Origin of the sequence: Christiangramia sp. 3-2217-3z, from assembly GCF_051195275.1 — a bacterium.
GTDB lineage: Bacteria > Bacteroidota > Bacteroidia > Flavobacteriales > Flavobacteriaceae > Christiangramia > Christiangramia marina.
Window position 1 is genome coordinate 1 of record NZ_JBNJLI010000010.1, and the last position, 18,249, is coordinate 18,249.

At 37.0% G+C, this 18,249-nt stretch carries 19 protein-coding genes and 1 rRNA gene; 10 read left to right on the forward strand and 10 right to left on the reverse strand.

Translation table 11 applies throughout. The annotated features are described in order from the left end of the window. The 5 genes from rrf to ACSHZO_RS14745 all read left to right on the forward strand — a co-directional run. Positions 1–86 (forward strand): 5S ribosomal RNA (gene rrf, locus ACSHZO_RS14725); the annotation flags it as partial. Between the two features lie 161 nt (positions 87–247). Then, on the forward strand, positions 248–781 hold the full coding sequence (locus ACSHZO_RS14730) for a DUF6252 family protein (RefSeq protein WP_298248186.1): 534 nt from the start codon (positions 248–250) through the stop codon (positions 779–781). A gap of 4 nt (positions 782–785) precedes the next feature. Beyond that, entirely contained in the window at positions 786–2,687 is a 1,902-nt protein-coding gene (locus ACSHZO_RS14735) for a PQQ-binding-like beta-propeller repeat protein (protein ID WP_298248187.1), read from the forward strand. A 354-nt stretch (positions 2,688–3,041) separates the two neighbouring features. After that, positions 3,042–4,805: a tetratricopeptide repeat-containing sensor histidine kinase gene (locus ACSHZO_RS14740; protein ID WP_298248188.1), complete on the forward strand. Its 1,764-nt coding sequence runs from the start codon at positions 3,042–3,044 to the stop codon at positions 4,803–4,805. A 117-nt stretch (positions 4,806–4,922) separates the two neighbouring features. Next, complete coding sequence (locus ACSHZO_RS14745) at positions 4,923–5,573, forward strand: response regulator (protein ID WP_298248189.1); 651 nt, start codon at positions 4,923–4,925, stop codon at positions 5,571–5,573. Between the two features lie 160 nt (positions 5,574–5,733). Here ACSHZO_RS14745 and ACSHZO_RS14750 read toward each other — a convergent pair whose 3' ends face one another. The 3 genes from ACSHZO_RS14750 to ACSHZO_RS14760 form a co-directional block, all read right to left on the reverse strand. After that, on the reverse strand, positions 5,734–5,919 hold the full coding sequence (locus ACSHZO_RS14750; RefSeq protein WP_298248190.1) for a hypothetical protein: 186 nt from the start codon (positions 5,917–5,919) through the stop codon (positions 5,734–5,736). Positions 5,920–6,122: 203 nt separating this feature from the next. After that, positions 6,123–6,551: a DUF4268 domain-containing protein gene (locus ACSHZO_RS14755; RefSeq protein ID WP_298248191.1), complete on the reverse strand. Its 429-nt coding sequence runs from the start codon at positions 6,549–6,551 to the stop codon at positions 6,123–6,125. Further along, positions 6,552–7,235, reverse strand: coding sequence for a ZIP family metal transporter (locus ACSHZO_RS14760; RefSeq protein WP_298248192.1), 684 nt, complete (start codon positions 7,233–7,235; stop codon positions 6,552–6,554). It lies immediately after the preceding gene. A 107-nt stretch (positions 7,236–7,342) separates the two neighbouring features. Here ACSHZO_RS14760 and ACSHZO_RS14765 point away from each other — a divergent pair, with 107 nt between their 5' ends. Continuing rightward, positions 7,343–8,500, forward strand: a complete 1,158-nt coding sequence (locus ACSHZO_RS14765; RefSeq protein ID WP_298248193.1) for a THUMP domain-containing class I SAM-dependent RNA methyltransferase — start codon at positions 7,343–7,345, stop codon at positions 8,498–8,500. On the opposite strand, the gene ACSHZO_RS14770 is transcribed toward ACSHZO_RS14765, so the two are convergent. The 3 genes from ACSHZO_RS14770 to rlmD are packed head-to-tail and all read right to left on the reverse strand — an operon-like array spanning position 8,497 to position 11,160. Further along, positions 8,497–9,201: a DUF6048 family protein gene (locus ACSHZO_RS14770; protein ID WP_298248194.1), complete on the reverse strand. Its 705-nt coding sequence runs from the start codon at positions 9,199–9,201 to the stop codon at positions 8,497–8,499. The genes ACSHZO_RS14765 and ACSHZO_RS14770 overlap by 4 nt on opposite strands. Continuing rightward, on the reverse strand, positions 9,182–9,745 hold the full coding sequence (locus tag ACSHZO_RS14775; RefSeq protein ID WP_298248195.1) for a DUF6452 family protein: 564 nt from the start codon (positions 9,743–9,745) through the stop codon (positions 9,182–9,184). Before ACSHZO_RS14775 ends, ACSHZO_RS14770 begins: the two co-directional genes overlap by 20 nt. 5 nt (positions 9,746–9,750) lie before the next feature. Further along, complete coding sequence (gene rlmD, locus ACSHZO_RS14780; RefSeq protein ID WP_298248196.1) at positions 9,751–11,160, reverse strand: 23S rRNA (uracil(1939)-C(5))-methyltransferase RlmD; 1,410 nt, start codon at positions 11,158–11,160, stop codon at positions 9,751–9,753. Between the two features lie 174 nt (positions 11,161–11,334). On the opposite strand from rlmD, the gene rocD reads away from it, so the two are divergent. Then, positions 11,335–12,618 (forward strand): ornithine--oxo-acid transaminase, encoded by a 1,284-nt coding sequence (gene rocD, locus ACSHZO_RS14785; protein ID WP_298248197.1) that lies wholly within the window; start codon positions 11,335–11,337, stop codon positions 12,616–12,618. Between the two features lie 65 nt (positions 12,619–12,683). Here the strand turns inward: rocD and ACSHZO_RS14790 are convergent, their stop codons facing one another. Genes ACSHZO_RS14790 through ACSHZO_RS14800 form a run of 3 tightly spaced genes read right to left on the reverse strand, consistent with a single transcriptional unit; the run spans position 12,684 to position 15,150 of the window. Continuing rightward, a complete protein-coding gene (locus ACSHZO_RS14790; protein WP_298248198.1) occupies positions 12,684–13,010 on the reverse strand; it encodes a CCC motif membrane protein in 327 nt (108 codons plus the stop codon). A 17-nt stretch (positions 13,011–13,027) separates the two neighbouring features. Next, positions 13,028–13,321 (reverse strand): DUF2752 domain-containing protein, encoded by a 294-nt coding sequence (locus ACSHZO_RS14795; protein WP_366878443.1) that lies wholly within the window; start codon positions 13,319–13,321, stop codon positions 13,028–13,030. Beyond that, a complete protein-coding gene (locus ACSHZO_RS14800) occupies positions 13,318–15,150 on the reverse strand; it encodes a T9SS type A sorting domain-containing protein (RefSeq protein ID WP_298248199.1) in 1,833 nt (610 codons plus the stop codon). Before ACSHZO_RS14800 ends, ACSHZO_RS14795 begins: the two co-directional genes overlap by 4 nt. Before the next feature lie 78 nt (positions 15,151–15,228). Here ACSHZO_RS14800 and ACSHZO_RS14805 point away from each other — a divergent pair, with 78 nt between their 5' ends. Beyond that, positions 15,229–15,429: a hypothetical protein gene (locus ACSHZO_RS14805; protein ID WP_298248200.1), complete on the forward strand. Its 201-nt coding sequence runs from the start codon at positions 15,229–15,231 to the stop codon at positions 15,427–15,429. Then, positions 15,426–15,974 (forward strand): Smr/MutS family protein, encoded by a 549-nt coding sequence (locus ACSHZO_RS14810; protein WP_298248201.1) that lies wholly within the window; start codon positions 15,426–15,428, stop codon positions 15,972–15,974. The genes ACSHZO_RS14805 and ACSHZO_RS14810 overlap by 4 nt, the downstream gene beginning before the upstream one ends. Here the strand turns inward: ACSHZO_RS14810 and ACSHZO_RS14815 are convergent. Beyond that, complete coding sequence (locus tag ACSHZO_RS14815; RefSeq protein ID WP_298248202.1) at positions 15,971–16,999, reverse strand: hypothetical protein; 1,029 nt, start codon at positions 16,997–16,999, stop codon at positions 15,971–15,973. The two genes, ACSHZO_RS14810 and ACSHZO_RS14815, sit on opposite strands and share 4 nt — an antisense overlap. An 87-nt stretch (positions 17,000–17,086) precedes the next feature. Between ACSHZO_RS14815 and ACSHZO_RS14820 the strand changes: the two genes are divergently transcribed. Beyond that, complete coding sequence (locus ACSHZO_RS14820; RefSeq protein ID WP_298248203.1) at positions 17,087–18,235, forward strand: cysteine desulfurase family protein; 1,149 nt, start codon at positions 17,087–17,089, stop codon at positions 18,233–18,235. Positions 18,236–18,249 lie beyond the last annotated feature (14 nt).

Sequence of the window (18,249 nt, forward strand, 5' to 3'; positions counted from 1 at the left end):
CACCTCTTCCCATCCCGAACAGAGTAGTTAAGCCCGTTAGCGCAGATGGTACTGCTGTATTGTGGGAGAGTATGTCGCCGCCTTCTTCTTGAAAACCCTTCATCATAACGATGAAGGGTTTTTTTATACCATAATGTTAAGGAGCTAAATAGCTTTTATTTTCCCTTAATACGTCAAATGACGTATTGAAACCAAAACTTTCCCTTCTTAGTTTTACTCTTCAATTATTAACCTAAACCCAATAAAAATGAGAGGAGTAAAATTTTTTAAAACATGTTTGATATTTCTAACAGTTTTCAGTTTAGCATTAACCGGATGTTCAAAAGATGATGATGAAAACGGTTCTGGTGACGGAGGGGGAGAAATCACCGCCAGTATTAGTGGAGCTGGAGCATTCAAATCTTTTCCGGCTTCATCCAATGCAGTTAAACAAACTATAGGTTCTACCAGTACCATGCTGATGGTGCAGGGAACAAACGCTGATGGACAAGGTATAACCATTAATATTATGGGGTATACCGGGGAGGGTACTTATGATTTCACTTTTGGATCTTCAAATTCCAGCTCGGCTACTTACACAGAAACTGATGTAAACAATCCTATGGCAACTCAAATCTGGACTACACTTTATAGTTCAGGAGCTTCAAATGGTTCCATTACTATTTCAGAAGAGACCAGTTCAGGAGTGAAAGGGACTTTCAATTTTAAAGGAAAAAATGGAAATGACGATTCTGTAAGAACTATTTCTGAAGGAAAGTTTAATGTGAACTTTAGAAGCTAATATTATGAAAATTATTTCTAAACTCATGCTCTTTGTAAGCATGCTAACAGCTTACATTAGTTTTGGTCAAACAAACGCAGATCAAACTTATGATTTGGGTGCCAAAATTAATGAGATGACACTCACAGGGACAGGCACTTTAATCGTTGCTACAAATGATGGTATTTCTGGAATTTCAGCAAAAACCAACAAACCTTTATTTAATTTTACAGAATTCGGAGCCATAAAAACTGAAGAAATGGAATTTGTTCCGCTATCTCCATATGTTATTGTTGCGCAGGGTGGAGGAAAAGGACCTATGGCTGGTCTATCCGCTTTAACAGGTACAAAAAGAGCAATCATTGATCATGTTTCTGGAAGAGTAATTTTCAAAACAGATGATCTTGGTTGGAAACAAATCTTCACTTTTGATGTAATACTTCCACAGAATAAATTGGTAATTTCAGGAATGCAGAAAGATGGCAATGCTGCTGAAAAAAATACGCCAAAAGTGGCTGTTTATGATCTTTCTGCTGGAAAATTGGATTATTCATTTTTTCTAAATGAACCTGGAAAAGTTACGGCTAAGTATTTTGCAGTGACAGGAAAGCCACTTCTGCTGAAAAGTTCCCTAATTGTACCCACAAGCCAGGGTTTGATAAGTAAAAATCTTTCTGGAAAAACACTTTGGGAAAATAAGCTGAAGAATATTGGCTGGATGGTAGCCGATGATTCTGAAAAAGAAATTTACGCTTTTGAACCTGTAAATAATGGCAACAATACCAGAATTTATAAAGTCGGTTCAAATGGAGCTGACTTATGGCAGGATGACCGAAAGGTAAAAGGAACGATCTCAAATTTTGAAATTTTAGACAATGGGCTTGCAGTAGTAAGTGACCAAAGTGGTAATGGAGGAATTATGAGTAAAAAAAATGAATCTAATATAGCTTTTTTGGATGCTTCAAATGGTGAAGATTTATGGGATAAAGCTCCCAAAACTAAAGGCTATGTTCAGCATTTCTATACCATGGAAGATGGTATTCTTTTCGGAATTTATGAGGGCGGAATTAATAAAATTTCTTACGACGGAAAAACTTTATTTAAAAAACCATTAAAAACCGGAGAAAACATTCAGATTATGGCCCATACGCCTCAGGGGCTTATTTATATCACAGATGAAGATGCAAATATTGTAAATCTGGAAACAGGCGAGCAAGTTTGGAACAAACCTCTAAAGTATAAGAAAGCCGCTGCTGTTGCTTCAGCTTACGATGAAAAAAATTCACAGTACCTGATTAGTGCTGATGATAAAATTTATGCTGTAGAAGAAAGTACTGGGGATATTTCAGATTTTGGAAAATTTAATTTTGAAGAAAAAGAGCAACCCAATCATATGGAAATTCGAGAGGATGGAGTATTTCTTTCCTCAAGTCAAAATGTAGCAATGTTTGGTGCAAACGGAGACGAATTATTTCATGAATATTACAAATCTCCATCAAACAGTGGATTTTTAAAGGTCGCTGCCGGTGTTATGGCTGTTGCAAGTACAGCTTTGGCTATGGCAAGTTCTGCTCGTGCAGGTGCCAATAAGACTGGTTTTGGTAGCAGTAATGATCTTAGGAATTACAATGATTATGGAAAAGAAGCTAAACGTGCTGCAGATATGTTTGCTGGTATTGGCGATGCCTCTTTTAAAGTTATGTCTCAGCGTTTCAAAGCCAGTTCTGCAACTGAAAATGACCAGTTCATTCTTACGAAACTAGACGGTGAAACTGGGCTGGTGAAGGTCAACAAGGATTCTGGTAAAGTCGAAAAAGAAATTGTCTTACAAGATAAAAAACCGGAATACAAAGTTGATGAATTCGGAGGTGTACTTTATTATAAAGCTAATAATAGTAGTATCTACGCTTATGATTTATCAAAGTAGAAATTGTAAAAAAATTCAATGTTTATTGGATTTTTATATCTGAGGTCGGTTGGCGAAAGTTGCCGTCCTCTTTTTTCAAGAAATTATGAAGGTCATTATCCACATATTTATCATATTTTCCGGTGTTCTGGTCTTCATGATTTTTTCTGAAATTAGTAAATCCAAGCAATTGAAGTCTAAACATAACAACAGACTTTTTCATTTAAAAATGAAAGAAAAACGAAGGTTGTCTAAAATTTCCAGCAGAAAAAAATGTCTTTACACCTATAATTTACTCACTTACAACCTTTCTGAAGTTTTATTTTGTTTAAAAAATGTAAATTAGAATACGCTAACTAATACTATTATCAATCTATGAAGCAATTATTATTCCTGATAATTGTAATTTTTTTAATTAAGGAGGCAAATTCGCAGACCAAAACTGAAATTGATTCTTTAAATTCTCTGACCATTCAGGATTCCAATATTTCTTCAGACTCTTTGCTGGTCATTTTCAGTAATAATTTAAAGCGTTCCAAAAAACTGAATTATATCAATGGAATTGCCGATTCCTACTGGCAACTATCAACCATTTTTGGTTATAGAGGCAATCAAGACAAAGCCGTGGAATATATGCTTAAGGCTATTAAGAGTTATGAAAATTCTGGTAATGATGAAAAAGTAGCTGATTCTTATGGCGAGCTTGGATATAAGCTAAAGCGGGAAGATATGGAAAAGGCTCAATATTATATGGTGAAGGGCAAAAACCTTGCTGAAGAAGGGAATTTTAGATTTATACAAAGCCGAATTTATAATAATTATGGGGTTCTAAAAGAAATTCAGGGAGAACTTGATAGCGCTGAACACTTTTATAAAAAAGGACTTCGAATAGTTCTGGAAGATGATTACAAGGTGGGTATTCCCTACAGCTACAGTAATCTTGCTGGTGTTTACGGACAATTAGGAAGTTTTGATAGCGCTCGCTATTATTTTGAAAAAGCCAAAGAAATCAGAATCAAAAATGACGATCCAAAAGGAGTAGCTGAAAATTTCACACAAATAGGAGAAGTTTATCTTGAAGAGGGAAATGCATCTTCAGCTATAAAAAGCTTTCATCAGGCCATACCTTTAGCGCTGGAAGAAAACTATAATTTTTTGGCTCAGTATACTTATCAGAAAATGTCTGAAGCGTATAAATTGAGAAACAACACAGATTCCGCTTTATTTTACCTTGAAAAATATAACATTTTCAAAGACAGTATTAATTCAATTGAAGTGAAGGAGAAGATTGCGGAATTGAATGTGGAATTTGAAACAGAGCGGAAAGAAAACGAAATTTTAATTCAGAAGAATAAGATCGCAGAAAACGAGTTGGAAATAGAGAGAAGAAATTTCGCTATTTCAGGGATTCTAGCAATATTAATACTCGGTAGCTTGCTGGCCTATTTAATAATAAACAGGAAAAATTTAGAAAAAAAACAACTTTCAAAAGAAAAAGAACTGGACGTTGCACTCGCCAAAATTGAAACCCAGAATAGATTAGAGGAACAAAGATTAAGAATAAGTCGGGACCTACACGATAATATAGGATCACAGCTTACTTTTATTATTTCAAGCCTGGACAATCTTAAGTTCAAAATGAAGCAGGAGAATTCAGTAATTGCTAACAAAATAGATGAGATTCGGGTGTTCACAACTCTTACCATAAATGAATTGCGAGACACTATATGGGCAATGAATAAAGAAAATATAAATTTGGAAGAACTGGTGTTTCGTATAGAGGAATTATTTAAAAATGCCAGAAAACTCCATCCAGAAAAGAAATTTATTTCCGAGTTCAAAGTAAATTCAGATAAGAGATTTACTGCTTTAGAGGGTATTAATATTTTCAGGATTATTCAGGAGGCTTTAAATAATGCGATTAAGTATTCTGGCGCTGAAATTATTTCTTTTTATGGCGAACAAAGAAATTCTGAAATCGTCTTTAAGTTACAGGATAATGGAGTTGGCTTTGATCCGAATCTCATTGAATATGGTAATGGATTATATAATATGGAAAAAAGAGCTAAGGATATTCATGCCACTATTGAAGTTCATTCAGAACTAAATAAGGGTGTAGAAGTTATAGTTACTAAATAGTGCATATGCCTTATTTTATATTATGCAGCTTCTTGATATTTTTAATCATCCATTTATTGGGGGAATGGATTTTAATCTTCCGCAGGATCGTCATGGTCTCTGCGGAATTTTTTCAATATGAAAATTAGAATAGCGATATTAGATGATAATAGGTTTCTTCTCAAAGCGCTGGAGGAGAAAGTTTCTCTGTTCAATGATCTAGAGCATCGAATATCTCTGGTTTCAGGAGAGGTATTATTGCAAAAGCTACAGGAAAACCTGAATGTTGATCTAGTTTTGATGGATATCGAAATGCCTGGTCTTAATGGTATTGACACAACGATGCTGGTAAAACAAAAATTTCCGCATATAAAGGTCATCATGCTAACGGTTTTTGATAATGACGAATACATTTTTAATGCTATAAAAGCAGGTGCAGATGGTTATTTTCTAAAAGATACGAATCCGGAAGACCTACATAGGGGTATTATTAGTACTATGAACGGAGGCGCAGGAATGACACCTTCTATAGCCAAAAAAACTTTGAAATTATTACGAAATCCAGAAGCTGTAACTCAACTGGCATATCAGGAAGAAATTTCGCTGTCGTCCAGAGAAATTGAGGTACTTGAATATCTGTGTACTGGTTTGAGCCATACCCTTATTGCCGAACGGCTTTTCCTTTCACCCAATACAGTTAGAAAACATATTGAAAATATTTATAAAAAATTACAGGTGCACTCTAAAATTGAAGCTGTGGAGAAGGCGAGGAGGCACAACCTTATTTAACCGAATTAGAATTTTAATTTAGAAGTGCATAAAAAACTATTGGAATATATTCATTCTACCTTCTTCCGGACCATGAACGCCTTGTCCCTGAACCTGACCAAGAGCTGCCGAAGATATAATGTAATCACCTTCCATTCTCCAATTTCCGGTAGAAAAAACGTCATTCCTTCGGTTCTAAAACATCATCATAACTGCCTTCAAAATTGAAAGTATTACCCTCGTTAAAGCTTAAGGCAGTATCGATATTCCTGGCTTCACCGCTGTAGTCAGAGCTAAGATCGACTATTTCAAAGTTACCGCTTGTACTTCCGGAAAAATCGAAGGCTTTCAGATTCCAGGTGCCCAACCACCATCGCTCGATCTACTTCAGCATTTTCATTATCTGATGAACATGAACTTAGAAGAATCAATAAGAAGGTGAATAGTGAATTTTAATCGTTTTCATTTTTAAAAATTTTGTTTAGTTATAAAATGACAAGATCAGGTAGGGTAAAGACCAGCAGTAGCTATATTTGAGAATTTAAATTACTAAAAATTAGCAATAAGACTTTAGTCTTTGATAAAATCTTGGAAATCATCAAAAAACTCTTCCAGCTTCAGCATGTTTTCAGCAAGAAATTGCTTCACCTCAGGCCAGAATTTTTTGTTGTAAATATTCACTCCTTCCTTTTCAACATAAATACGAGAAACGGTCTTGCCTTCAGGTAGAACATAGTCTTTAACAAAGATTATTTCCGGAAGGTAACTATCTTTTAGTACCGTTTTTAAAGAAAGAAGTTTTTCAAAATAATAGTCACGTAAAAGTTCATCAGCATCTGTTATATCCAGAGAAACCTGCGCAACTTTATGTTCAAAGCTAAACTTTAGCTGAATTTCTTTCATCTTGGTATCATACAGCAACCATTTGTGCGGAAACTCTTTTCCGAAGCTAGTCCAGAATTCCTGGCGTATTTGTTTTGCTTCCTCTCTACTAAACATTTAAATGAAATAAGCGAGTAAAACCCCTAGTATTATAACTCCCAGTTTAGAAGCATTGAAGGAATGATTTTTAGAGGATTCAAATAGGATCGTAGTAGATACATGAAGAAAAATACCAATAACTACTCCGTTGATCTCATCTGCATACCGGGCAATTTCAGGAATATTGTTTTTAAGCCAGTTTCCAAGGGGCGTCATGGCAGCGAATAAAGCCAGGAATATAAAAACTTTTGGTTTGCTGAGTTTACTCTGTACCAGGAATACTGAAAGAATTGCTGCAACGGGTATTTTGTGGATCACAACACCATGTAGAAGATGATTATCATGATCCATAGGAAAACCTTCAAGCAGAGAATGTATGCTCAAACTGATAAGGAGTGTAATTGGAAATGCTGCAGAATCTTTATTATGATGCATGTGACCATGTTCGGCGCCTTTAGACAAAAATTCCAGCACGATCTGCAATAAAAGTCCCAGCATGATAAATACACCAATATTCTCATTAGAAGAATCATAAACTTCTGGAAGTAATTCCAGTACAGTTACTGCCAGAAGATACGCTCCACTAAATGCCAGTAATAATTTAAAACCTGACGAACTTCCTGGTTTTAAAAATACTGAAATGATATATCCAGCGATGACAGCCAGGATGGGTAACAGGTAAATATATAAGCTTTCCGGCAACTTGAAATTCAATTAGGACAGGAACTGCGGTTTAGACTGAAGTATCCTGTAAATATTATCGTATGGGACAAAATTACTTTATTTTTGTGGTTCTTTAAAGCAGTACTATGGATAACTACAGAATGATCGCCAAGACTTTGTTTGGCTTCGAATCGATATTGGCAAAAGAACTTTTGGACCTTGGTGCAATGGATATCAAGGAGGGTAATCGAATGGTAAGTTTTGTTGGCGATAAAGGCTTTATGTACAAAGCCAATTTATGTCTTCGTACCGCTATTAAAGTTTTGAAGCCATACGAGAGCTTCACCGCAAATTCTGAACAGGAACTTTACGATAATATCAAAAAACTGCCATGGGAGAAATTTTTAGATGTTGAAGGTAGTCTTGCTATAGACTCGGCTGTTCATTCTGAAATATTCACCCATTCGCAATATGTAGCATTAAAATCCAAGGATGCAATTGTAGACCGGTTTCGGGAGAAATTTGGTAAAAGACCGGATGTAGATCTCGATTTTCCAGATCTACGAATAAACATCCATATCGAAAATAATTTCTGTAATGTATCCTTTGACAGTTCTGGAGATAGTCTTCATAAACGAGGTTATAGAACTGCAACCAATATTGCGCCTATTAACGAAGTACTGGCCGCGGGAATGTTGTTAATGTCTGGATGGGATGGACAATGTGATTTTCTGGATCCAATGTGCGGTAGTGGAACAATCCCAATCGAGGCAGCTATGATCGCGTGTAATATTCCGCCAAACCTAAACCGAAAGGAATTTGCATTCGAAAAATGGAATGACTGGGATGAAGATCTTTATGAAAAGATTGAAGCTTCAGCAATGAAGAAGGTGCGTGATTTCCATTTCAAGATCAGAGGTTATGACAAGGCTCCTTCCGCAGTAATGAAGGCAAAGGACAATGTGACAAATGCCAATCTCGGGGATTTTATCCAAATTGAGCAGAAAAGCTTTTTTGAAAGTGTAAAGCAAAATGAGGGTTATCTTCATATGCTTTTCAATCCACCATACGGTGAGCGACTTGAGATCGATATTGAAGATTTCTACGGAAAAATAGGGGACACCTTAAAACAGGGATATCCTGGTACCCATGCCTGGTTTATTGCTACCAATTTTGATGCGATTAAAAGTGTTGGGCTAAGAGCTTCCAGAAAGATAAAATTATATAACGGACCTCTTGAAGGACGACTTCTGAAATATGTTCTTTATGAAGGTTCGAAGAAGAAGAGTAAGCAGGAGGACTAGTTCCTCGCTTTTTTGTAGAATGGGATCATGTAACTAATGGAGTAGCCAAAACCTGCTCCAAATTCGCTGGCATCATAAGTTCTTCCAAAACCGGGAATCGCAAGATTGTCCAGATTGTTGGGTTCACTCTGACTAATTCTTCTCTTGAGCTGTACGTTTGCAGATAAGTATAGATTATTAATGATCTCTACCTTTATACCTACCATAACTTCAGCCCAGCTTGCCGTAAGTCCGGTAGATTCAATTTCTTCAGTATTAGTATTTACACCATAATAATCTGTCGAAGTATAAATAGTATATTCTTCCAGTGTTTGTGAAAAGGTGGCGAAACCATAACGAACACCCACGAAAATGACATTTTGCATATCCAGCCAATTCTCATAGGCATTGTAGTCTCCACCCAGCTTTATATAGCTACCATTGGATAGGGTTTGAATATTATCCCCTTCAAAAGTTATCTTTTCGTTTCCAAGTTCTGCTGCAACATAAAAATTGTCATAGAAACGATAGTCTCCAACTAATTCAATTCCGCTATAATTATCATCAAAGACACTTCTTATGGGTTTACTAATATCGACTCCAACCCGAATCCCGTACTTCTCATTATAATTTACGGTATCCTTTGTGCTGGATTGTTCCTGAGCGCTTGAAAGGAGTGCCGTGCAAAATATTAGAATGAAGCTAGAAAAATATCGAAACATGGGCATTATTTTGATCGTCAATATTAGTTTCCAGAATCTGTATGTTTTGTATCCAGGATTCTTCACCACCTTCTAAATTCACCTTCAGCCCAACGTAATTAGCTTTGTAGGCGCAGGCGCGATTTAAATATTCTTCCTGGACGGTATAGGAAAAACGTAGAATATCTATGTTTTGTGCATTTTCTTCGTCTTCATCTTCATCAGGATCTTCTCCTTCTTCAGGAGTTTCCGCAGTATTTAAAATAAACTCAAGGTTCGTTTCACCAGAATCTGTTCGCAATGGGATCGCAATACTATCCTGTGAATATCTAAAATAGGTTAGGGTGCTGCTATTACTTCTAATACTTACAAAAGTGGTGTCATCTCCAACCTCTCGAATACTTAAATTCTGAGGTGCTTTGGCTAATTGCTGATCTTCAATATCATAAAATCGAAGGATTAGAAATGGAGTAATATCTGCCGATTCCGGACAAATATCATCTCTCTGGCATCCGGCTAGAAAAACCATAGAGAATAAGCCAAAAAGTAAATATCTGGTATTCATTTTTCTTATCTTTTTTCCAGAAGAACAACATTTTCTACGTGGTGAGTTTGCGGGAACATATCCACAGCTCTTGTTTTGGTAACCTTATAATGTTCATCCATTAAAGAAAGATCTCTGGCCTGTGTAGCAGAATTACAGCTAACATACACAATTTTTTCAGGCATTATTCCCAATATCTGGGCTACAACATCTTTGTGCATTCCATCGCGTGGTGGATCTGTAATGATCACGTCAGGTTTACCATGTTTTGCGATAAAACTTTCAGTGAAAACTTTACGCATATCTCCAACATAGAACTCCGTATTTTCAATATTGTTGCGTTCAGCATTTTCCCGTGCATCTTTGATCGCTTCAGGAACAGCTTCAACACCAATTACTTTTTTCGCATTTTTAGCTACAAATTGTGCGATGGTACCGGTCCCTGTATAGAGGTCATACACCAGTTCGTCACCTTTAAGATCTGCATATTCCCGTGTGATCTTGTAAAGATTGTAAGCCTGTTCAGAATTAGTCTGGTAAAAAGATTTAGCATTGATCTTGAATTTAAGACCTTCCATTTCCTCAAAAATATGGTCGCGACCTTTGAAACAGATAACTTCCTGATCGTAGATAGTGTCATTTCCTTTATTATTAATCACATATTGTAGTGAAGTGATCGCAGGAAATTCGGTACTTAAAGCATTAAGGAGTAGTTCTCTCTTTACTTTATCTTCTGCATAGAATTGAATAAGTACCATGATCTCACCGGTGGAAGTGGTTCTAATCATAAGGGTACGCAATAAACCTTCCTGGTTTCTTGTATTAAAGAAAGAGATATCATTATTAGTAGCGAAATCTCTGGTGAAATTTCGAATGGCATTACTAGGATCAGCCTGTAAATGACATTTTTTGATGTCAAGTATTTTATCCCACATTCCCGGAATATGGAATCCAAGGGCATTACGGTCTTCAATATTCTCACCACTTTGAATCTCATCTATGGTAAGCCATCTACTATCACTGAAAGAGAACTCCATTTTATTCCGGTAAAAATAGATCTCTTCGCTTCCAAGAATTGGAGTTACCTCAGGCAATTCAATTTTACCAAGGCGCTGGAGATTATTGATCACCTCGTTCTCTTTATATTCAAGCTGAAACTTATACTCCATATTCTGCCATTTACAACCTCCACAGGTTCCAAAATGCTGGCAAACAGGTTCTGTTCTTTTATCTGAAAGTTTATAGAACTCAACTGCAGTTCCCTGGTAATATGATTTTCTTTTTCTGGTGGTTTGAATATCTGCAACATCGCCAGGAACGGCATTGTCTATAAAGATCACTCTTCCATCTGGAGATTTACCAATTGCCTTACCTTTTGCTCCGGCATCTACCACTTCAATTTCAGTAAATAACTTGTTCTTGTTTCTTCTTGCCATAGCGCAAAAATAGGATAATTAACAAGATTTAAAGAGAGGCCAGTTGAAATTTTCAGCAAACATTTAGTAATTTGCAGCAATTCGAATTTACGGGATGATTTCTCTCCAAATAGCACTAATTCATGCGGAAAAGTAGGAATAACCAAACACTAATTCAAAAAATTAAGAACTAACATGCCATTACCTAAAGTCAATTCTTCAGATGAAGCGATACAACTGGAAGATCAACATGGAGCCCATAATTACCATCCATTACCTGCAGTATTAAGTAAGGGGGAGGGTGTTCATGTCTGGGATGTTGAAGGCAAAAAATATTATGATTTTCTATCGGCTTATTCCGCAGTAAATCAGGGGCATTGTCATCCAAAGATTGTTGGAGCAATGTACGAACAGGCGTCTAAACTGGCTCTTACTTCAAGAGCTTTTCATAATGATGTTCTTGGAGCTTACGAAAAGTATGCTACAGAATATTTTGGTTTTGACAAGATCTTACCAATGAACACCGGGGCTGAGGCAGTGGAAACCGCTATCAAGATTGCTCGTAAGTGGGCTTATGAGAAAAAAGGTGTGAAAGAAACAGAAGCGCAGATCATTGTTGCTGAAAATAATTTCCACGGAAGAACCACTACAATCATTTCTTTTTCGAATGATGAGGGAGCTCGAAAGAACTTTGGTCCTTATACACCAGGTTTTATCAAGATCAATTACGATGATGTAGATGCTTTGGAAGAGGCAATAGAAAATAATTCTAATATCGCTGGTTTCCTTATTGAACCAATCCAGGGTGAAGCAGGTGTTTATACGCCTACAGATGACTACATGAGAAGAGTGAATGAAATCTGTAACAAGAATAACGTATTGTTCATGGCAGATGAAATACAAACAGGGATTGCCAGAACTGGTGGTCTTTTGGCTGTTTGTGGGCACTGTACTTGTGAAAATCATTGTGAAAGACAGGAAGAAACTTATAGCAAACCTGATATTCTTATTTTAGGTAAAGCACTTTCTGGAGGGAATTACCCGGTATCTGCAGTACTTGCAGACGATGAAGTGATGGAAGTTATTAAGCCAGGACAGCATGGTTCTACATTTGGAGGTAACCCGGTTGCCGCTGCCGTGGCTGTCGCAGCGCTGGATGTGGTAAAAGATGAAAACCTTATTCAGAATGCTAGAAAGCTAGGTAATTTGTTCAGACAACTGCTGGATGATTATATCAAAGAAAGCAATATTGTGGAACTTGTACGAGGACGCGGATTACTAAACGCTATCGTAATCAACGATTCTCCAGATAGTACAACTGCCTGGGATATATGTATGGCGCTTAAAGAAAATGGTTTACTTGCTAAACCAACGCACGGTAATATTATTCGTTTTGCTCCGCCTTTAGTGATGAATGAAGAACAATTAAGAGACTGTGTCAATATTATTGTCAAAACTCTAAAGCAATTCGAAAAGTAAATTGCATTACAATACATAAAAAACCCGCTTAATAGCGGGTTTTTTCATTTTAGATCAACAGGCTATTACCCACCATATTCTCTTAAAATCTCTCTTTGCATTTCTTCTACACCTTCCATACCTCCGAAGACAATTAAACTTACGATGGTAATTAGAATAGAAATACCACTCAGCACGAGACCTATAATTGCCAGGATTTTCCCAGTCTTCACGTTATTATATCCCGAATATAAGTGAGGATCTGTATTATAAATTTCGATTGCACGCTTAGACATCACTAATGCAATAATTCCGAAGATGATTCCCGCAATTCCATAGCAGCAGCAACCTACGATTGATAAAATTCCGAAGACGAGGATTAGGGTTGAATTTGGTAATTCTCTTTGTTCCATTGGTAGTTAGTTATTGGTTAATTAAAAATATAAAACATTTTGTACAGGTAAGCACCGGCCATGATGACCCCATTAAAAATGATAAGACCAATTTTGATGGTATAGTCATAGCGGAATTTAAAAAACAGATTGAAAACCACAAATAGTAGTAATAGAATGATACTATAGATGGCAGGATACATGTAAAAAGCGGCTTCAAAATTACCTTGCAACAACAATGCTATAGAACGCTGCGCTCCGCATCCGGTACAATCAATACCAAAGACGCTTTTGTTCAGGCAGGGTAGCATGTATTCTTCTATCGAACTCAATTACTGACTTTTACTTTTTTGCTGATCTCTATTTGATCATTAGTTTTTACCTTCACAATATAAATAGCATTACTTAAATTACCGGTAGGATAAAAAAATTCTTTTTCTCTGTTTTGCAGAACCTGTTGGTATACCTGCTTTCCCTGCAGATCAAACATGCTTACATGGGTGATCCAACTGTCGTAATATAGTTTTATTTCAAGTTGCTCTTGTTTGTTATTTTGAAATATTTCTATAGAATTAAGGAGAACGCGTGGTGGTTTGGAGTCGAACACTTTTAAATCTTCTGTCCCAGGATCCTGAGTATTATTACTTTCATTAGATTGATCTGCCGCTGATTCCTGTTCTTCATTATTCTCATTTTCATCAGGCTTCTCAGTATTTTCTTGTTCCTGAGGAGGTAATTTTTCAATGAAACTTAGGTAGAATCTGTTTTTGTATTGTCCTTCTGAAAGACTTAAGCTTAAACTACCAGATCGTATTCCGAAATACAAGTCTTGCTCTGCATCATAGATAAAGACTCGATCTGGATTAAAATTTTGCAGATCTGAAATGCTAAACTCCACTTCTGTATGCTCCTTCAGTTGAAGTAGTAACGGAATTAGTTTCTCATCAATTTTTGGCTGAACATTAATAACGTAATTGATATCGTTAATGTCCCAGAAAATGTCGTTGGATTTCTGCTCCATACTTTTAGCGTCCATACCATGATCGACCTGATCTGTAGACCTTTCATCAAAGCCAAGTATTAGATTTTTTTCATGTAAAAAGTTGAAGGTAACTTTTAATGTCAGAGTAGTGCTCTCTTGCACCTGCGAAGTCTTGAAGATCGGGATCTCATCAGCACCTATATAGATCCTGTGACTATTTGTAAAACGTATAATTCCATCCTGCTTTCCTATAACCATAAATCCCTGGCCAATTGGCGACGGACTCCTATTGACTTCTGCTCCACGAAACAGCTCTACATCAGCGCTATTTCTGAAAATTGGTGGTGCGTATTGTCTTAAACCAGGTGAATATGTGCCATAGCCTCCTACATAATCTGAAAGATAATGAGAATTAACTTCTGCTTTGGAATCCCAGAAATAGGCAATTCCCGTAGTAGCTATATTTTCAAGTAAGAATCGATCCAGGTCAAACAACGAGGGATAAGGATTTCCAATAAGAAGAATCTGGTCTTTTTTTATAGGTATTTCAATTAGACCATTATTTGGAATGCCTCTAAAATCGTAAAGCTGGGCATTACCAGGATTAATTGCTTCAGAATTTATTACTCTTAGATCCAATCCATTTACCCCTTTCATACTGAAACCTTCTCCCGGGAAAAGATCAAACTGATTTCCCAGATATTGCCAGTTCGAATAACCGGTTCCGGAGAATGCATATAGCCATCTATTCGATATTTGCAATGGATCAGATTTACCGTTAAGATCTGATATGAGGGATGTTTTCTCAGAGTTTAATATATCTTTTGGTGCGAATATATAATCGACCAAACTTTGCTCTGTACTTCTAACGGCTACAGGTAAACTCCAGTAGTTGTAATCATAACCTGAAGAGGTGCCACGTTGATACACTGAAAGTTTTCCTGCACCCGTATTCTTATTTGAATCGCTTTCTCCCTGCAGCAGTCCGGCATCGTTTCGAAGGTATATTCCGGCTCGAGAGTTAGGATCTTTCTGATCTATATTTATTTCCTGCTCAACATAAAGTAGCCTGTTTTGTACAAATAGGTAGTGTTCTGCTTCCGCAGAAGATGTGACAGATAATTGTGCAAATACAGAGCCCGCACTAAAAATCAGCAGAAAAAGCAAGGTGTGCTTCACGAAAGCTATAAATTTGCAATAAATGTAATCATAAATCGAATTCGACGAATTCCGTACAATGATTTAATTTGTTTGAAAATGAATAATTCTCAGGTTCTCAATACGATACTTATCTTTCTTGGTGGTGCGCTGCTTCTTTATGCCATATCTGTTGATGATGTAAGTCCGTACTTTAAAATAATAGGTCTAATCATTATTATGCTTGGGCTTTATCGTGCGACTAACTTCTGGATTGCGACTAAAGATGATCATGAAGGCCAAAATGAAAGTGATAAATGATGCTGAAAAGAGGAGATAGAGTAGAGGTGATCGATGATTCCCTTGCCGGGGTGGTTCAGGATATTCAGAATGATAGTATTACTATAAAGACTGAAGATGGGTTTTTGATGAACTTCGATACGCAGGAACTGGTAAAGATCGAAGATTCACTCGCCATAGAAGATGTGTCAGATTTTGATGTGGAGCAGGTGATCAAACAAAAAACACCTGATAAGCCAAGAAGATCTGAAAGAATCAAACCAAAGGAGCGCAGTACTCCTCCTATGGAAGTAGATTTACACATTCATCAACTGGTAAGATTCAGCCGACATATGTCTAACCATGAAATGCTGAATTTACAGCTGGATCATGCCCGTCACAAACTCGAATTTGCCATTCAGAAGCGTATACCTAAGATCGTATTCATACACGGCAAGGGCGAAGGTGTTCTTAAAATGGAACTGGAGTATCTTTTAGGAAGATACTCGAACGTGAAATTTTATGATGCAGATTATCAGAAATATGGCCTCGGTGCTACGGAAGTATATGTATTCCAGAATGCTTAATTAGAAGTTTCTTCATCAGTTTCTTCTGTTACGTCTGTTTCCTCTTCTTCATCATCACAATTCTCAACCGTATTAGGACACAATTCGAATGGAATATTTGTCTCATTCAGGGAGCCTAATTGATAAGAACTATAGCTAATTGTTTCTCCAGATCCATCATCGGTTCTGGTCAGGCTGAAATTACGCAATGTTACAATATAGCCATAATTCCTTGTGATATTGTGTGGAATATATTCATTATGCTGGATGAATTCAGTTTGCTGATCATTCAGATAATTTGGAGCACCATCCCCGGTACTACTAAATAATTCTGGATTCGTTAGTCCATCGTCCTCGCTTACTTCCAATCTTGTTAGAACACCATCTCCATCATCATCATCATCCAGATAATTTGGTATACCATCTCCGTCTGAATCAACTTCTCCATTATCATCCAATATGGAATCTTCATTTACTAAACGTTCTACGCGCGTAACAACATTATCACCGTCATCATCGCGGTCCAAGTAATCTGGGATTCCATCACCATCAGTATCTCGTTCTGGTTCTTCATTCCAACCTTCCTCTAAATTCGAGAGACCATCGTCATCTGGATCTGCATCACCGGTTTCGTCTGTAAACCTGGTAGCGATGGTCACAGTTCCATCAGAGCCACTCACATATTCTGCCGTTGGAACTGGTTCACTTGGAGGAACAACCTGGCAAAAATAGGTGCTACCAGTAATTTGACCATTATAAATGCGATAAACAACCCTATTTGAACTATTGAGAGAGAAAGTGATATTTTCCGAAGTATTGGTAATAAAATTTCCAGAATCATCTGTAGTAATATTGCTATCATTGAATTCCAGGGAGATCGATTCGTTTACATCATCATTATTCGTAGCATAGATTACGAACTTATTCGGGCCTTCACAAAACTGAAGTGTACTGTCCTCAAAATCAAAGTCGGTTACAATAATATCTCCATCATCACAGGAAGTAAGCAGGCCTAGCAGCGCAATCGCGATCAAAAAACGTTTCATTCTATTGCTTTTTAAACAAAAATACAGGAATCAAAGATATGAGCCAGAGAAGTAGGAAGTTATTTTATTTCCATTAATTTTGCGGCCATGAAAAATGTCTATTTTGATTCTGCAGCTACCACCCAGATTCGGGATGAAGTGGTCGATAAAATGACCAGCGTTTTAAAAGAAAACTATGGAAATCCATCTTCCACACATAGCTTCGGAAGATCTTCCAAAACTCTGATCGAACAGGCCAGAAAATCTGTTGCTAAGATCCTTAATGTAAAAGCATCTGAGATCGTATTTACTTCCGGAGGGACTGAAGCAGACAATCTTGCATTAAATTCTGCCGTAAGGGATCTGGGTGTTCGAAGGATCATTACTTCCAAAATTGAACATCATGCGGTACTTTACACTGTTAATCAACTTCAGAATTGTTTTGATATCGAGATAGAATATGTTTCCCTGGATTCCAAAGGTCATGTGGAACTTAAAGATCTTGAGGAGCGATTAAAATCTTCAGATTCCAAGACATTGGTAAGCCTGATGCACGTGAATAATGAGATTGGTAATATGCTGGATCTCAAAAAAACCGCGCAACTCGTAAAATCATATAACGCACTTTTTCATTCAGATACCGTACAATCTGTGGGTCATTTTGAGCTTGATTTCGAAGAAATCCCTGTCGACTTTACCGCGGTAAGTGCTCATAAATTTCATGGACCAAAAGGTGTTGGCTTTGCTTATGTGCGTCGCAACTCTGGTTTGAAACCGTTAATTTTTGGTGGGGAGCAGGAGCGAGGTCACCGTGCAGGAACTGAAGGTGTGCACAATATTGTGGGTCTGGAAGAGGCTTTAAAACTTGCCTATCAGGATCTGGACAAAGAACAGGCTTATGTAAAAGGTCTAAAACAACATTTTATAGATAAACTGAAGCAGGAGATTCCTGGTGTAAGTTTTAATGGTGCCTGTGAAGATCATACTCAAAGTACATATACTTTGTTGAACGTTTGTCTGCCTGTAACTCAGGAGAAGGCTTTAATGCTTTTATTTCAGCTGGATTTAAAAGGGATTGCCTGTTCTAAAGGAAGTGCCTGCCAGAGCGGTAGTGACACGGGTAGTCACGTGCTAAATGCATTCTGTTCTGAAGATGATTTGAAAAAACCATCCTTGCGTTTTTCATTTTCCCGATACAATACTAAAGAAGAAATCGACTATGTAGTAGCTACCTTAAAAGATTTTATAGAAAGCTAAGCTACAGTCTAATA

Excerpts from the sequence above, each read along its gene's own strand:
- ACSHZO_RS14730 (WP_298248186.1), top strand. The coding sequence starts at position 248 with ATGAGAGGAGTAAAATTTTTTAAAACATGTTTGATATTTCTAACAGTT.
- ACSHZO_RS14735 (WP_298248187.1), top strand. The coding sequence starts at position 786 with ATGAAAATTATTTCTAAACTCATGCTCTTTGTAAGCATGCTAACAGCT.
- ACSHZO_RS14740 (WP_298248188.1), top strand. The coding sequence starts at position 3,042 with ATGAAGCAATTATTATTCCTGATAATTGTAATTTTTTTAATTAAGGAG.
- ACSHZO_RS14745 (WP_298248189.1), top strand. The coding sequence starts at position 4,923 with ATGAAAATTAGAATAGCGATATTAGATGATAATAGGTTTCTTCTCAAA.
- ACSHZO_RS14755 (WP_298248191.1), bottom strand. The coding sequence starts at position 6,551 with ATGTTTAGTAGAGAGGAAGCAAAACAAATACGCCAGGAATTCTGGACT.
- ACSHZO_RS14765 (WP_298248193.1), top strand. The coding sequence starts at position 7,343 with ATGGATAACTACAGAATGATCGCCAAGACTTTGTTTGGCTTCGAATCG.
- ACSHZO_RS14770 (WP_298248194.1), bottom strand. The coding sequence starts at position 9,201 with ATGTTTCGATATTTTTCTAGCTTCATTCTAATATTTTGCACGGCACTC.
- ACSHZO_RS14775 (WP_298248195.1), bottom strand. The coding sequence starts at position 9,745 with ATGAATACCAGATATTTACTTTTTGGCTTATTCTCTATGGTTTTTCTA.
- rlmD (WP_298248196.1), bottom strand. The coding sequence starts at position 11,160 with ATGGCAAGAAGAAACAAGAACAAGTTATTTACTGAAATTGAAGTGGTA.
- rocD (WP_298248197.1), top strand. The coding sequence starts at position 11,335 with ATGCCATTACCTAAAGTCAATTCTTCAGATGAAGCGATACAACTGGAA.
- ACSHZO_RS14790 (WP_298248198.1), bottom strand. The coding sequence starts at position 13,010 with ATGGAACAAAGAGAATTACCAAATTCAACCCTAATCCTCGTCTTCGGA.
- ACSHZO_RS14805 (WP_298248200.1), top strand. The coding sequence starts at position 15,229 with ATGAATAATTCTCAGGTTCTCAATACGATACTTATCTTTCTTGGTGGT.
- ACSHZO_RS14810 (WP_298248201.1), top strand. The coding sequence starts at position 15,426 with ATGATGCTGAAAAGAGGAGATAGAGTAGAGGTGATCGATGATTCCCTT.
- ACSHZO_RS14815 (WP_298248202.1), bottom strand. The coding sequence starts at position 16,999 with ATGAAACGTTTTTTGATCGCGATTGCGCTGCTAGGCCTGCTTACTTCC.
- ACSHZO_RS14820 (WP_298248203.1), top strand. The coding sequence starts at position 17,087 with ATGAAAAATGTCTATTTTGATTCTGCAGCTACCACCCAGATTCGGGAT.